Raw genomic sequence first — 13,927 nt, 5'->3', positions numbered from 1 at the left:
CGTCGCGACACGGCCGCGACCACGACCCTAGGGAGCGCGGAGAGGGGTGCGAAACGAAATCTCCCGCTGGGCGGGAGCCGTCCCGATCAGACCAGCCAGGCGGCCGAGTCCGCCGGAAGGCGCCCGTCGGCGGTGCGGGGCAGGCTCGTCAGGACGACCTTGCCCGCCGGAAGCTCGATCGGGCCGTCGGTGGCGTTGAGCACGCAGATCAGTCCGCCCCGTCGGCGGAACGCGAAACACCCGGGAGGGCTTCCGTACCAGGCGATGTCGTCGCCCGAGCACTCCGGCAACCGCGACCGCAGTTCGAGTGCCGAGCGGTACAGCGACAACGTCGAGTCGACGTCCTCGAGTTGCGCTTCGACGGTCGACGCCGCCCACTCCGGGGGGATCGGCAACCACGTGTCGGGGGTCGTCGAGAAGCCGAACGGCGGATGGGCGCCCTCCCAGGGCAGGGGCACGCGGCAGCCGTCGCGGCCGCGTTCGGTGTGCCCCGAGCGTTCCCACACCGGGTCCTGGAGGACCGCGTCCGGCAGGTCGGCGTTGGGCAGGCCCAGTTCGGCCCCGTTGTAGATGAACGCCGCGCCGGGCAGTGCGAGTTCGGCCAGGGCCATCGCCCGTGCGCGGGCCACACCGCGGCTGCCACCGCCGTACCGGGTCACCTCCCGCTCGACGTCGTGATTCGACAACGTCCACGTCGGCGTGCCGCCGACCCGGGCGACCGCGTCGAGGGAGTTCTCGATGGCCCCACGGACCGCGTCGGCGTCGAACGCCGTCTCTGCCAGGCGGAAGTTGAAGCCCAGGTGCAGTTCGTCGGGGCGGATGTACTCGCCGAACCGCTCGTTGTCGCGCACCCAGATCTCGCCGACCGCCATCGCGTGCGGGTACTCGTTCATGATCTTGCGGATACCGCGATGGATCTCGTGCACCTCGGGATTGTTGAAGCGCGGATCGTCGTCGTCGTTGCGGAGCAGGGCGTTGGTGTCCCAGTCGTGGTCGGGCAGGCCCTCAGGCTTGGCCATCCCGTGCGCGACGTCGATCCGGAACCCGTCGATGCCGCGATGCAGCCAGAACCGCAGCGTCTGCTCCAGGTCCGCGAACACCTCGGGGTTGTCCCAGTTCAGATCGGGTTGTTCGCGTGCGAATATGTGCAGGTACCACTGGCCCGGGGTGCCGTCGGGTTCGGTGACCCGAGTCCAGGCCGGGCCGCCGAAGACGCTCGGCCAGTTGTTGGGAGGCCGCGCGCCGTCGGGTCCGCGACCGTCGCGGAAGATGTAGCGGTCGCGGGCGTCGCTGCCCGGCCCGGCCGCGAGAGCCTCCCGGAACCAGGGGTGCTCGTCGCTGGTGTGATTCGGGACGAGGTCCATCGTGACCCGGATTCCGTGGGCGTGCGCCCCGGCGATCAGCGTGTCCATCGTCGCGAGGTCGCCGAACAGCGGATCGATGTCACGCGGATCGGAGACGTCGTAGCCGTGGTCGGCCATCGGGGAGCGCATGACCGGACTGAGCCACAGCGCGTCGACCCCGAGCAGTTCGAGATAGCCCAGACGGTCGATCACTCCACCGAGGTCGCCCACGCCGTCGCCGCCCGAGTCCGAGAACGACCGGGGGTAGATCTGGTAGAAGACGGCGTCCGACCACCACGCACGCGCGTCGGATGACGCGCCGGCGGGCTGATCCTTACGGCTGGTCACAGTCACTCATAGTGCCGTATCGGGCGGTTTCGGACCGCCGTATGCGGGCGTGTCCTACACGGGCGAGTTGACCATCGACGCCGCCGCCATCTCCATGTAGTCGATCAGCGCGCGCCGGTGCGGCTCGTCGAGCGTCTTCTCGTCGATCGACGCGATCGCCGTGTGCATGCAGCGCAGCCAGGCGTCCCGCTCGATCGGCCCGATCTTGAACGGGTTGTGCCGCATCCGCAGGCGCGGGTGCCCGCGCTCCTCGGAGTACGTGCGCGGCCCGCCCCAGTACTGCTCGAGGAACATGCGCATGCGCCGTTCGGCCGGGCCGAGGTCCTCCTCGGGATACAGCGGCCGGACCACCTCGTCCTTGGCCACTTCCTCGTAGAACCGCGCGGTGAGCTTGTGGAACGTCTCGGCTCCGCCCACTGCCTCGTAGAAGGTCTGCTGCGTCGTGTGGTTCGTCTCAGTCATGTCACGCTCCATTGTGCCGTGTGTCCGACAACCGTGCGTTCTCCACCGGGCCTGCATGCCGCCTGGTGTTCACCCGATATGCGCCGATTTTTTCGCCGAAATGGGTGTGCGCAACCCGATCATCCGTGGTCAACTTGGGGCAGTCTCCGCGGAGGTGGCATGACACACCGAAAGAACGTGCGATCGCACCGACAACTCGTGCCCGCTGATGTGCGTGAAAACCGCACGTCGGGGGCTTTTCCGCTGCATGTCATTCCCGAGTCCGGTCTGTCCGGACTCGTGTCGCCGCAGAGCGGCGCGCCGACGACCTGGAACAAACGTCGGGTCCTGCTGCTCAATGCCACGTTCGAACCGCTCACCGCCCTGCCCGCGCGCCGAGCGGTGGTGCTGATGGTGTGCGACAAGGCCGACGCGGTCCACGAGGACCCGCTCGGGCCCGTCATCCACTCCGAGGGCTACTCGCTTCAGGTGCCGTCCGTCATCCGACTCCGCAACTACGTGCGGGTGCCGTACCGCTCCCGCATCCCGATGACCCGCGCGGCGCTGATGCACCGCGACCGGTTCCGGTGCGGGTACTGCGGCGACAAGGCCGAGACCATCGATCACGTCATTCCGCGCAGCCGCGGCGGTGGGCACAGCTGGGAGAACTGCGTCGCCTGCTGCGCACCCTGCAACCACCGCAAAGCGGACAAACTACTCACCGAGCTGGGGTGGACGCTCCGTACGGCGCTCGTCCCGCCGTCGGGCCCGCACTGGCGCCTCCTCGCGACCATCACCGAGGTTCACCCGACGTGGCTTCCCTATCTGGGTGAGGGCGCGGCCTGATTCGGCCCCGGCGCTTCCATTTTTGCTGGACTGGGCTACGGTTTGCGTCGTGAGCATTCTCGAGACAGTGCTGATATTCGTAGGGATTCCCGTCCTGGTGATCGCGGTCCTCGGCCTCCTGTGCATCTCGGTCAGGCGTTCGCCCAACCAGCTCCCGGCGGAGTACCGCCTCGGTGAGCGGTGGACGTACGGCCCGGTCGTGTGGAGTGCCACCGACGAGGTGACCACCCATGGCCACCACTCGGCGCATGCCGCAGCGGGTGCAGATCTGATCGGAGGTTCGGCAAGTGGCAAGTGGTGACGTTATCCAGTCCTCGGCGGTCGCGCCGGCGGATCTGCCGGTGGGCACGGTTGTGACCACCAGCGGTCGCCTCTCCGGTGTGCACCGTGTGGGTGAGCTCGTCGACCTGCCGCCGTTCACCACGGACGAGCTGGTGCGTCTCGACGACGCGCTCACCGACGCGACCCGCCTGACCAAGGTGCGGTTCAACGTGTTCGTGGGAGACCTCGGCGAGAACCCGGCCGCCGGTGCGGACGCGGTCTTCCCGAGCACCCCGGACGCCGAGCGTTCGGTCCTCATCGCGGTGTCGCCGAACCAGCGTGCCATCGAGGTCCGCGGTGGCCGCCGTATCGGGAACCGCGTCACCGACCGCGTCGCGCAGCTCGGTGTGACGGCCGCAGTGGCCTCGTTCAACGAGGGCGATCTGATCGACGGCCTCGTGTCGGCCCTGCGCGTGATGAGCTCGGCGATCGCCCCCAAGTAATCCCTGCACTCATCGCTCCACCCCGGTGACCCGGTGCCACACGGCACCGGGTCACCGGCGTTTCGGGGGTCAGGTCGCGTCGAACGCGCGCGCCTTCAGCGAGCGGACGATGCCGGCCTTGCCCTCGACGACGAGACGGCGCAGTGCGGGCGGATGTTCGCCGGCCAGGAACCGATCTGCCGCGGCGACCGACTCCTCGCTGATCGACCACGACGGGTACAGCCCGACGACGACGGTCTGCGCGACCTCGCTCGACCGCCGCTCCCACACCGCCGGAATCTCGGCGAAGTAGCGCGCGACGTACGGCTCGAGCAGCTGCGACTGCCCGGGCGCGACGATGCCGCCGATGATCGAGCGGGCTGTGATGTTGGGGACGGTGTCGTCGTCGAACACCGTCGTCCAGGCCTGCTCCTTGACCGCGGCCTGCGGGCGGGACGCGGTAGCGGCCGCCGCCTGACGGGCACCCGCGGCGGTGGGGTCACGATGGGCCTCCGCGTCGATGACCGGCGTCTCGGTGCCGTCGGCGTCGATCTCGCCGGCCGCCGCGAGCGCGTGCACGAGCCGCCAGCGCAGGTCGGTGTCGACGACCAGCCCGGCCAGCCCGACGGTCGCCGGATCGGTGGTGTCCAGCAACTCCTGCAGGATCTCGGTGTGCCAGCCCGACAGCTGCGAGCCGGTCAACGCGTTGACGAACGCCAACTGGTGGTCCGAGCCGCCCTCGGCCTCGCGGGCCAGTTCGAGCAGGCGGTCGGCGAACGCGGGCCAGCCGAACGCGTCCACCCAGCCGGGCTCGGCGTACGCGGAAAGCGCCGTCTGGGCCTGCAGTAGCAGTCGCTGCACGACACCCACCTCGGTTTCGGCACCAATGCCGCGTTGGACCAGGCTGACGAAGTCGCGGGCGCGCATCTCCGCCTGCCGGGTCATCTCCCACGCCGCCGACCAGGCGAGCGTGCGGGGGAGCGGCTCGGCGATGTCCCCGATACGTCCGACGAGGGTGTCGAGCGAGTCGCGGTCGAGCCGCAGCGAGCAGTACGTGAGGTCGTCGTCGTTGACGAGGACCAGCTTGCCCCGCGGCACACCCACCAGTTCGGGAACGTCGGTGCCGGCGCCCTCGACGTCGAGTTCGACGCGGTGGGTGCGGACGAGCTTGCCGGTGGCCGGGTCGTCGTCGTAGACGCCGACCGCGAGCCGGTGCACGCGGGTCTCGCCCGCGCCGGGCTCGGCGCCCTCCTGGAGCACGGCGAACCGGGAGAACGTGCCGTCGGGCTCGATCTGGAAGTCCGGGCGCAGGATGTTCAGGCCGGTGGTCTTGAGCCACTGGGCACCCCAGCTCGACAGGTCGCGACCGGACGCCTTCTCGAGCGCCCGCAGCAGATCGTCGAACGTGGCGTTCGCGAACGCGTGCTCGGCGAAGTAGTCGCGCAGGCCGGACAGGAACGGCTCGAGCCCCACGTACGCGACAAGCTGCTTGAGCACGCTGGCGCCCTTGGCGTACGTGATGCCGTCGAAGTTGACCTCCACCGCGGCCAGATCGGGGATGTCGGCGGCAATGGGATGCGTCGACGGCAGCTGATCCTGCCGGTACGCCCACGACTTCTCGACGTTCGCGAACGTGGTCCACGCGTTGGTGTACTCGGTGGCCTCGGTCTGGCACAGCACCGATGCGAACGTCGCGAACGACTCGTTGAGCCACAGGTCGTCCCACCACTGCATGGTGACGAGGTCGCCGAACCACATGTGCGCCATCTCGTGCAGGATGGTCTCGGCGCGCCGCTCGTACGAGTAACGGGTCACCTTGGACCGGAACACGTAGTCCTCGAGGAACGTCACCGCGCCCGCGTTCTCCATCGCGCCCGCGTTGAACTCCGGCACGAACAACTGGTCGTACTTGCCGAAGGCGTAGGGGATCCCGAAGTTACGGTGGTAGAAGCCGAAGCCCTGCTTGGTCTCGGTGAACAGCCGCTCGGCGTCCATGTACTCGGCGAGCGACGACCGGCAGTAGATACCCAGCGGGATCGTGCCGTGCTCGTCGCTGTAGCTGTCCGACCACTGTGCGTACGGGCCGGCGATCAGCGCCACCAGGTAGGTGCTCATGCGCGGGGTGGTGCGGAAGACGTGACGGCCCGGCGTCGCCGCGAGTGTCTGCACGGTCTCGGCGTTCGAGACGACCTTCCAGTCCTCCGGCGCGGTGACCGCGATGTCGAAGGTGGCCTTGAGATCCGGCTGGTCGAAGCACGCGAACATGCGCTTGGCGTCGGCGGTTTCGAATTGCGAGTACAGGTACACGGCATTGTCCGTCGGGTCGACGAACCGGTGCAGGCCCTCGCCGGTGTTGGTGTACAGGCAGTCGGCGTCCACGATCAGTTCGTTCGACTCGGCCAGACCGTCGAGCCGGATCCCTGTGGCCTCGTCGTACGCCGCGACGTCCACCTGGGAGCCGTTGAGCGTCGCGGAATGCACTGTGGCGGCGATGATGTCGATGAACGTCGACGACCCCGCGGTGGCACCGAAGGTGACGGTGGTGCGCGACCGGAAGGTCATCGCTCCCGGCCGCCCGGAGCCGTCGGTGAGGTCGAGGTCGATGCGGTAGTTGTCGACCGACACCAGTGCCGACCGCTCGGCGGCCTGTTCACGGGTCAGATTCGGTGGGGCCACGGAGATCTCCTCGTCATGGATGGACAATCGACTGACTGCTATCCCATCACGGCGCACGTCGCTCCCGCGATGTGCGCACTTGTCGCGGGGATTTCGAGGTCCTCGGCGCAACAAGTGCGCAAAGCGCGGGTCACGCGAGGAGGGTGGGGAGCGGGACGGCGGGGTCCGCGAGCCGGGCCGGCTCCACGGGGCCGGAGAACGCGACGAGGGCCTTGATGTCGTCGGTGACGTCCCAGATGTTCACGTTCATGCCGGCCAGGACGTGGTTCTCCTCGTCGAGCCAGAACGCGAGGAACTCGCGCTTGGCGACGTCGCCGCGGGTGACCACCTTCGAATACTTCGGCGCCCAGCCCACGTACTCCATGCCGAGGTCGTACTGGTCGGTGAAGAAGTACGGCAGATTCGTGTACTCCTCGGGATGCCCGAGCATCGTCGCGGCGGCGATCGCCGGCTGGTTGAGCGCGTTGGCCCAGTGCTCGACACGGACCCGGGCCGCCAGGAGTGGATGCTGCTGTGCGGCGATGTCCCCGACCGCCACGATGTCGGGGTCGCTGGTCGTCAGGCTCCCGTTCACGAGCACGCCACCGTCGACGGAAAGCCCGGCGGCCTCGGCGATCTCGATGTTCGGCTGCGCCCCCACCGCGACCAGCACCGCGTCGGCGGGCAGTACCGTGCCGTCGCCCAGCCGAACGCCGTCGGCGCGGCCGTCGGAAACGGTGATCTCCTCGACGCCGGCGGCGAAGCGGAAGTCGACGCCGTGCTCGCGGTGCAGGTCGGCGAACACCGCGCCCATCTCTTTGCCGAGTGCCCCGAGCAGCGGCAGCTCGGCTCGCTCGACGATCGTCACCGACACGTCCCGGTTCCGCGCGCCCGACGCGATCTCGAGACCGATCCAGCCGGCGCCCACGATCACCAGTCGCGACCCGGGGGTCATCGCGGCGATGAGCGCGTCCGATTCTTCGATCGTGCGTAGGTAGTGCACGCCTGCGGCGTCCGAGCCGGGAATCGGCGGGCGGCGCGAGCGCGACCCGGTGGCGAGCGCGAGTTTGTCGTAGGCGACGGTGGAACCGTCGGGCAGAACCACGTGCTTGTTGTCGCGGTCGATCGCCTTCGCGGTGGTCCCCAGTCGCACGTCCACGTGGTGGTCGCGGTACCAGTCACCGTGCTGCACGGTGAAATCGGGCAATTCCTTCTTGCCCGCCACGTGTTGCTTCGACAGCGGCGGCCGCTCGTACGGCAGGTGGTCCTCTTCGCAGAGGAGCACGATGGAACCGTCGAAGTCCTTGTCCCTCAACGATTCTGCGATCTTCGCGCCGGCGAGGCCGCCGCCGACGATGACGAATGTGCGATTCGATGGCTCGTGGAGTGTCACGGGAAGGCTCCGTCCCCGAGTCGCCGACGACCGTCGCCGTCGACCGTCGCGTCGACTCTCGCTGGTGGCTGTCCTCTCCTGACACTAACCGGGGTCCGGGGTGTGCGGGAAGGATTCCCGCGGGGTAGTGGTTGTGTTGGAAACAGAGGTGTGACGTGGCGTCGCGCCACCAGACGAGGGAGACCTGCGTGACTGAGAAGACCACCACCGGCGGCGAGAAGGCCAAGGACACCGTCGACTTCTGGTTCGATCCGCTGTGCCCGTGGTGCTGGATCACCTCGCGCTGGATCCTGGAGGTCACCAAGGTCCGCGACATCGACGCGAACTTCCACGTCATGAGCCTCGCGGTCCTGAACGAGGGGCGCGAGCTGCCCGAGGAGTACCGCGACCGGATGGTCCAGGCGTGGGGACCGGTGCGCGTACTGATCGCGGCGGCGCAGCAGCGGGGCGACGACATCCTGCTGCCGCTCTACACGGCGATGGGCACCCGCATCCACAACGAGGGCAACCAGGACCTCACCGACGTGATCGTCAAGGCGCTCGCCGAACTGGGCCTGCCGGCCGAACTTGCGGCCGCCGCCGAGACCGACGAGTTCGACGCCGCACTGCGCCGCAGCCACCACGCCGGCATGGACAAGGTCGGCGACGACGTCGGCACCCCGACGATCCACGTCAACGGCACCGCATTCTTCGGCCCGGTGCTCTCGCGCATCCCGCGCGGGGAGGACGCCGGACGGGTCTGGGACGGCGCCGTGGCGCTCGCGTCGTACCCGCACTTCTTCGAGCTCAAGCGCAGCCGCACCGAGGACCCCGAATTCGACTGAGATTTCCGTCGTCGAACGGCGGCCTCACCGCGGCGTCCCCGAGAGTCGTCGTGGTGGGGTCGCCTGTCAGAATTGGGTCATGCGCGTATACCTGGGTGCCGACCACGCCGGCTTCGAACGCAAGAACCAGATCATCGAACATCTCACCGCCAACGGCCACGAGGCCATCGACTGCGGTGCGCACGAATACGACGCCCTCGACGACTACCCGGCCTTCTGCATCGAGGCGGCACGCCGCGTCGTCGCCGACCCGGGCAGCCTCGGCCTCGTGCTCGGCGGCAGCGGCAACGGCGAGCAGATCGCCGCGAACAAGGTGCCCGGCGCCCGCTGCGCGCTGGCGTGGAGCGTCGAGACCGCGCAGCTCGCGCGTCAGCACAACAACGCCCAGCTGATCGGCATCGGCGGCCGCATGCACACCCTCGAGGAGACCCTCGCGATCGTGGACGCCTTCCTGTCGACCCCGTGGTCGGAGGAGGAGCGCCACCAGCGCCGCATCGACATCCTCGCCGAGTACGAGTCGACGGGTGTCGCGCCGGCAGTGCCCGGCACCCCCGAGGCATAGGTAACCCACCTTGCCCGAGGGACACACCCTGCACCGTCTCGCGCGTCTGCATCAGCGACGGTTCGCGGGATCACCGGTGCGGGTGTCGAGCCCGCAAGGACGTTTCGCCGAGGACGCGGCCCTGATCGACGGCCGCGTCCTCGTCCGTTCGGACGCCTGGGGCAAGCACCTGTGGCATCACTACGACAACGGTCTCGTGGTGCACGTCCACCTGGGGCTGTACGGGAAGTTCACCGAGTCGGCGGTGCCGCTCGAACCGCCCGTCGGTCAGGTGCGGATGCGCATGGTGGGCGCCGATCACGGCACCGACCTGCGCGGGCCCACCGCATGCGAGGTGCTGCACCCGCCGCAGGTCGCGGTGATCGAGGCCCGGCTGGGCCCGGACCCGCTCCGTAAGGACGCCGACCCGGACCGCGCGTGGGCGCGGATCGCCAAGTCCCAGACGCCGATCGGCGCGCTGCTCATGGACCAGGCCGTGCTCGCCGGCGTCGGCAACGTCTACCGCGCGGAAATCCTGTTCCGGCACGGTATCCACCCCGAGCGTCCGGGCAGGCGGGTGAGCCGCGCCGAGTTCGACGCGATGTGGGCAGACCTGGTCGAGCTCATGAACGTCGGGGTGCGACGCGGCAAGATGCACGTCGTGCGTCCCGAGGACGATCACGGCGAGCCGTCGTACGCGAAGGACCGGCCGCGCACCTACGCCTACCGCAGAACAGGATCGGCGTGCCGCATCTGCGGCACGCCGATCGCTCACACGGTCATGAAGGGGCGCAACCTGTTCTGGTGCCCCGGTTGTCAGGTCGACTAGAAGTCGAAGCCTCCACCGAAGTCGCCGCCGCCGAAGTCGCCGCCGCCGAAGTCGCCGCCGCCGAAGTCGCCGCCGCCGAAGTCGCCGCCGCCGAAGTCGCCGCCACCCCAGTCGCCGCCACCGAAGTCACCACCGCCGTCGCCCATGGCGCCGTAGTCGGTGTCACCGCCCATGTCGCCACCTGCGTCGCCGCCCATGTCGCCCTGGTCCTGGCCGGCTTCGAGACCGTCCTGGTAGCCGTCGCCGTACCCGTTCTCGAAGGCCTGCGCGTCGTACGGGACGCCGGACATGCCCGAGAACATGGCCGAGAACAGGAACATCGAGCCGACGCCCCACGCACCAGCGACGAGCGCGGGCTTCCACCACGGCTCCGAGTACCAGCCGGCCGGGACCGGACGCCCCGCGACGCGGCCGCCGGGGTAGTAGTTGGGCGTGCGGGCCGACGGATTCGGCGACGCGGACACCTGACGGCCCTCGAACTCGATCTCGCGTTCCTCGGTGACCGAGCCCGCGGACTTCTGGCCATCGATCGTGGGGATCTCCGGGCCGGGATCCATGCCCATCGCGCTGCGTGCGGCGCGGATGTAGTACAGGCCCTCGAGCGCGGTCTGCTTGGCCAGGCGGGCCTGGACCGGTGTGGTGGCCTGCTCGATCTGTGAACCGGCGGCGGTGTACCGCTCGGACGCGTCGGCCAACGCCTGCTTGGAGGCGTCGTCGCTGCCGGCGAGGTTGTAGACCTGGCCGCCCAGCCGCTCGATCGCCTGGCGTGCATCCGCCTTGGCGTCTTCGAGTTGGTTCGCCGAGTGGCCCTTGTTCTTGTTCTGGCTCTTCATGACCAGAAAGACGACGGCGCCGAGTACGACGACGATGAGGAGGAGTTCCACGGGGTGCCTTCCGGAGGCGACAAATCGGACATCGTTCAGGATACCGGGATCACCGGTCTGACGACTCGGACACGAGAGCGGTGTCGGTGGTCGATGCGAACATATGTTCGTGTCCGAGTCGAGTGATGGTCGAGGTCCGGAGCCCCCGGCGCCCGTCCGTGCAGAGGCGACGATCCTGCACGCCGATCTCGACGCCTTCTACGCCTCGGTCGAGCAGCGCGACGATCCGAGCCTGCGAGGGCGCCCGGTGATCGTCGGTGGGGGAGTCGTCCTGGCGGCGAGCTACGAGGCCAAGGCTTTCGGGGTGCGGACCGCGAGCAGCGGGGCCGAGGCCCGTCGCCGCTGCCCGCATGCCATCGTCGTCCCACCCCGGATGTCGGCCTACGCGGAGGCGAGTCGTGCCGTCTTCGACGTCTTCCGGCAGACGACGCCGCTCGTCGAGGGCATCTCCATCGACGAGGCCTTTCTCGACGTCGGTGGCCTGCGCCGCATCGCCGGGAGCCCGCTCGGTATCGCCGAGAAGCTGCGTCGCGACGTGCGGGAACGGGCGGGGCTGCCGATCACGGTCGGGATCGCGCGGACGAAGTTCCTGGCCAAGGTGGCGAGCGCGGTGGGGAAGCCCGACGGGCTGCTGCTCGTGCCGCCGGACCGTGAGCTGGCGTTCCTGCACCCGCTGCCGGTGGAGCGGCTGTGGGGCGTCGGCGCCGTCACCTCCCGGAAGCTGCACGACTACGGGATTCGGACCGTCGGTCAGTTGGCCGAACTCCCCGAACGTGAGCTGTCGACCGTGGTGGGGCCCGCGTCGGCGCGGCACCTGCACGCGCTCGCGTGGGCCCGCGACCCCAGGCGCGTGCAGACCGGGCGACGACGCCGGTCCATCGGGGCGCAACACGCGCTCGGACGCCGGCAGCGGACGTTCGAGGAGATCGAGACCCTGGCTGCGGCGCTGGTCGACCGGGTGGCGCGCCGCCTGCGTGCGGCCGGATGGGTGTGTCGCACGGTGGTGCTGCGGATGCGGTTCGCGGACTTCGGGCGAGCCACCCGTTCGGTGACGCTGGGCGAGGCGTCGGCGCGCACCGAGACTATCCGCGCCGCGCTGCGGGCGCTGCTCGAGCAGTCGCGGCCGCTGATCGCCGAGCGCGGACTCACACTGGTGGGGATTGCGCTGACCAACCTCGACCGGGATGGCGCCGAGCAGCTCGCATTACCGTTCGAGCCGGACACCGGGTCTCCGGTGACGGAGTCCGACGGTGTCCGGCTCGACGGTGCGCTCGACGCGGTTCGGGCCAAGTTCGGGTCGGTCGCGGTCACCCGCGCCGCGCTGCTCGGCCGCGACCGCGGCGAGAGCGTCCCGATCCTGCCCGATCAGTAACCGCGGGTCAGGCGTCTGTCAGGCGTCGGCGGCGGCGTTCAGCTGCTCGAGGGTGCCGGTGGCCTCCAGGTACTCCTGCACCCACCGCTCGATGACCGCCGAGGTCTTCTCCACCTTGGTGAACTGGCCGACGACCTGGCCCACCGGGTTGAACGCCACGTCGACGGTCTCGTCCGGGTACTTGTGAGTGGCGGCCACGGCCATGCCCGACACCATGTACTGCAGCGGCATACCCAGCGGCTCGGGGTTGCCCTCCGTCTCCCACGCCTCGGTCCAGTCGTTGCGGAGCATCCGGCACGGCTTGCCGGTGAACGAGCGGCTGCGGACCGTGTCGCGGCTGGTCGCGTTCACGTAGGCGGCCTGCTGGGCGGGGGTGTTCTCGGCCTCCTCGACCATCAGCCACTGCGAGCCCGACCAGGCACCCTGGGCGCCCAGCGCCAGTGCCGCCGCGATCTGCTGACCGCTGCCGATGCCGCCCGCGGCGAGCACCGGCACCGGTGCGACCTCCTTGACGACCTGCGGCCACAGCACGATCGACCCGACCTCGCCGCAGTGCCCGCCGCCCTCGCCACCCTGGGCGATGATGATGTCGACGCCGGCGTCGGCGTGCTTGCGGGCCTGGTAGGGCGAGCCGCACAGGGCAGCGACCTTACGGCCGGCGTCGTGGATGTGCTTGATCATGTCTGCCGGCGGGGTGCCGAGCGCGTTGGCGATGAGCGTGACCTTCGGGTGCTGGAGCGCGACCTCGACCTGCGGGGTGGCGGTGGCCTCGGTCCAGCCGAGAAGCTGCAACGCGTTGTCACTGCCGTCATCGGGCAGGGGAACGCCGTGGTCGGTGAGGATCTTGCGACCGAAGTCGAGGGTGGACTGCGGCACCATCGACTGGAGCATCTTCGTGAGCTCGTCGGCGGACAGGTTCGAGTCCATGCCCTCGTACTTGTTGGGGATCACGATGTCGACGCCGTACGGACGATCGCCGATGTGCTCGTCGATCCACTTGAGCTCGATCTCGAGCTCCTCGGGGGTGAACCCCACGGCGCCGAGAACGCCGAATCCGCCGGCCTTGCTGACAGCGACCACGACGTCGCGGCAGTGGGTGAACGCGAAGATCGGGAACTCGATGCCGAGTTCGTCGCAGAGGGGGGTGTGCATCCGGCACTCCTTCGTGGGGCAGTGGAATCCTGTGAAATTCGTACCAAACTTGTAACAGGTTCCAGCTGTGGTTGGGAAGGGCTTGCTGAGGTAGCCCTCACTCGACGGCGCGGCGAGTTGTCCGGGCGAGCGAGCCCGGTGAAGTGTGAGACATGTCACTGGCGATGTCGGTCGTCGCGACCCGAAGGTGGCGATCGGGCCGATTTCGGCCGCGTCCCCTGGTGGATCCGGCGGAACCGGAGCGGGCCCGGTGTGGATTGTGCGCGGGCGGTGGTGGGGCGTCGAAGAGTGCCGGAAAACGACAAAACCCCGGTCCGTCCGCGTTGCCGCAGATGGACCGGGGTTTCCCTCGTGAGAGGGGATGACGGGAATCGAACCCGCGTAATCAGTTTGGAAGACTGAGGCTCTACCATTGAGCTACATCCCCGTGCATACGACATTTGTGGGATCGCCAGCGATGCCGTGTGCGAGATGAGACTGTACCGACCTCGCTTTGGATTTCATAATCGGGGGGCCGTAGGATTCTGCTCCGGGTCCTCGCGAGGTTCGCGAGGTC

General features: G+C 69.0%; 13 protein-coding genes and 1 tRNA gene. 7 read left to right on the top strand and 7 right to left on the bottom strand.

From position 1 onward, the window contains the following. Positions 1-86: 86 nt before the first annotated feature. The gene (locus ACQ5DX_RS14280) at positions 87-1,691 is read right to left on the bottom strand and encodes a glycoside hydrolase family 13 protein (protein ID WP_430335662.1); all 1,605 of its coding nucleotides are present in this window, start codon (positions 1,689-1,691) and stop codon (positions 87-89) included. A 54-nt stretch (positions 1,692-1,745) separates the two neighbouring features. After that, a complete protein-coding gene (locus ACQ5DX_RS14275) occupies positions 1,746-2,153 on the bottom strand; it encodes a globin (RefSeq protein ID WP_430333240.1) in 408 nt (135 codons plus the stop codon). 159 nt (positions 2,154-2,312) lie between these two features. Between ACQ5DX_RS14275 and ACQ5DX_RS14270 the strand changes: the two genes are divergently transcribed. The 3 genes from ACQ5DX_RS14270 to ACQ5DX_RS14260 are packed head-to-tail and all read left to right on the top strand — an operon-like array spanning position 2,313 to position 3,742. After that, entirely contained in the window at positions 2,313-2,978 is a 666-nt protein-coding gene (locus ACQ5DX_RS14270) for an HNH endonuclease (RefSeq protein WP_430333239.1), read from the top strand. A 49-nt stretch (positions 2,979-3,027) separates the two neighbouring features. Then, positions 3,028-3,279 carry an aa3-type cytochrome oxidase subunit CtaJ gene (gene ctaJ, locus ACQ5DX_RS14265; RefSeq protein WP_430333238.1) on the top strand — a complete coding sequence of 84 codons (252 nt, stop codon included), beginning with the start codon at positions 3,028-3,030 and terminating at the stop codon, positions 3,277-3,279. Then, positions 3,266-3,742 (top strand): DUF5130 domain-containing protein, encoded by a 477-nt coding sequence (locus tag ACQ5DX_RS14260; RefSeq protein ID WP_430333237.1) that lies wholly within the window; start codon positions 3,266-3,268, stop codon positions 3,740-3,742. The genes ctaJ and ACQ5DX_RS14260 overlap by 14 nt, the downstream gene beginning before the upstream one ends. A gap of 69 nt (positions 3,743-3,811) precedes the next feature. On the opposite strand, the gene pepN is transcribed toward ACQ5DX_RS14260, so the two are convergent. Then, entirely contained in the window at positions 3,812-6,397 is a 2,586-nt protein-coding gene (gene pepN / locus ACQ5DX_RS14255) for an aminopeptidase N (protein ID WP_430333236.1), read from the bottom strand. 130 nt (positions 6,398-6,527) lie between these two features. Beyond that, positions 6,528-7,769 carry an NAD(P)/FAD-dependent oxidoreductase gene (locus ACQ5DX_RS14250; protein WP_430333235.1) on the bottom strand — a complete coding sequence of 414 codons (1,242 nt, stop codon included), beginning with the start codon at positions 7,767-7,769 and terminating at the stop codon, positions 6,528-6,530. Between the two features lie 188 nt (positions 7,770-7,957). Between ACQ5DX_RS14250 and ACQ5DX_RS14245 the strand changes: the two genes are divergently transcribed. The 3 genes from ACQ5DX_RS14245 to ACQ5DX_RS14235 all read left to right on the top strand — a co-directional run bounded on the left by ACQ5DX_RS14245 (position 7,958) and on the right by ACQ5DX_RS14235 (position 9,963). Next, positions 7,958-8,593: a DsbA family protein gene (locus ACQ5DX_RS14245; protein ID WP_430333234.1), complete on the top strand. Its 636-nt coding sequence runs from the start codon at positions 7,958-7,960 to the stop codon at positions 8,591-8,593. Positions 8,594-8,672: 79 nt separating this feature from the next. Continuing rightward, positions 8,673-9,155 (top strand): ribose-5-phosphate isomerase, encoded by a 483-nt coding sequence (locus ACQ5DX_RS14240; protein WP_430333233.1) that lies wholly within the window; start codon positions 8,673-8,675, stop codon positions 9,153-9,155. Positions 9,156-9,165: 10 nt separating this feature from the next. After that, a complete protein-coding gene (locus ACQ5DX_RS14235) occupies positions 9,166-9,963 on the top strand; it encodes an Fpg/Nei family DNA glycosylase (protein ID WP_430333232.1) in 798 nt (265 codons plus the stop codon). Here ACQ5DX_RS14235 and ACQ5DX_RS14230 read toward each other — a convergent pair. Next, positions 9,960-10,847, bottom strand: a complete 888-nt coding sequence (locus ACQ5DX_RS14230; protein WP_430333231.1) for a DUF1542 domain-containing protein — start codon at positions 10,845-10,847, stop codon at positions 9,960-9,962. The genes ACQ5DX_RS14235 and ACQ5DX_RS14230 overlap by 4 nt on opposite strands. Positions 10,848-10,950: 103 nt before the next feature. Between ACQ5DX_RS14230 and dinB the strand changes: the two genes are divergently transcribed. After that, a complete protein-coding gene (gene dinB / locus ACQ5DX_RS14225; RefSeq protein ID WP_430333230.1) occupies positions 10,951-12,219 on the top strand; it encodes a DNA polymerase IV in 1,269 nt (422 codons plus the stop codon). A gap of 18 nt (positions 12,220-12,237) precedes the next feature. Here dinB and ACQ5DX_RS14220 read toward each other — a convergent pair whose 3' ends face one another. Together ACQ5DX_RS14220 and ACQ5DX_RS14215 are read right to left on the bottom strand one after the other, a co-directional pair. Continuing rightward, entirely contained in the window at positions 12,238-13,371 is a 1,134-nt protein-coding gene (locus ACQ5DX_RS14220) for a nitronate monooxygenase (protein ID WP_430333229.1), read from the bottom strand. A gap of 356 nt (positions 13,372-13,727) precedes the next feature. Further along, positions 13,728-13,798: transfer RNA gene (locus tag ACQ5DX_RS14215), tRNA-Gly, on the bottom strand. Between the last annotated feature and the right edge of the window lie 129 nt (positions 13,799-13,927).

The sequence above is a fragment of the Rhodococcus sp. ACT016 genome (genome assembly GCF_050477185.1).
Classification (GTDB): Bacteria; Actinomycetota; Actinomycetes; order Mycobacteriales; family Mycobacteriaceae; genus Prescottella.
The sequence above is the reverse complement of the archived record's forward strand: the minus strand, read 5'-3'. Positions and strand labels throughout refer to the sequence as shown.

What these genes read in the sequence shown, in the direction of transcription:
- ACQ5DX_RS14270 (WP_430333239.1), top strand. Translation starts at nt 2,313, where the DNA reads ATGACACACCGAAAGAACGTGCGATCGCACCGACAACTCGTGCCCGCT.
- ACQ5DX_RS14275 (WP_430333240.1), bottom strand. Translation starts at nt 2,153, where the DNA reads ATGACTGAGACGAACCACACGACGCAGCAGACCTTCTACGAGGCAGTG.
- dinB (WP_430333230.1), top strand. Translation starts at nt 10,951, where the DNA reads ATGTTCGTGTCCGAGTCGAGTGATGGTCGAGGTCCGGAGCCCCCGGCG.
- ACQ5DX_RS14240 (WP_430333233.1), top strand. Translation starts at nt 8,673, where the DNA reads ATGCGCGTATACCTGGGTGCCGACCACGCCGGCTTCGAACGCAAGAAC.
- ACQ5DX_RS14220 (WP_430333229.1), bottom strand. Translation starts at nt 13,371, where the DNA reads ATGCACACCCCCCTCTGCGACGAACTCGGCATCGAGTTCCCGATCTTC.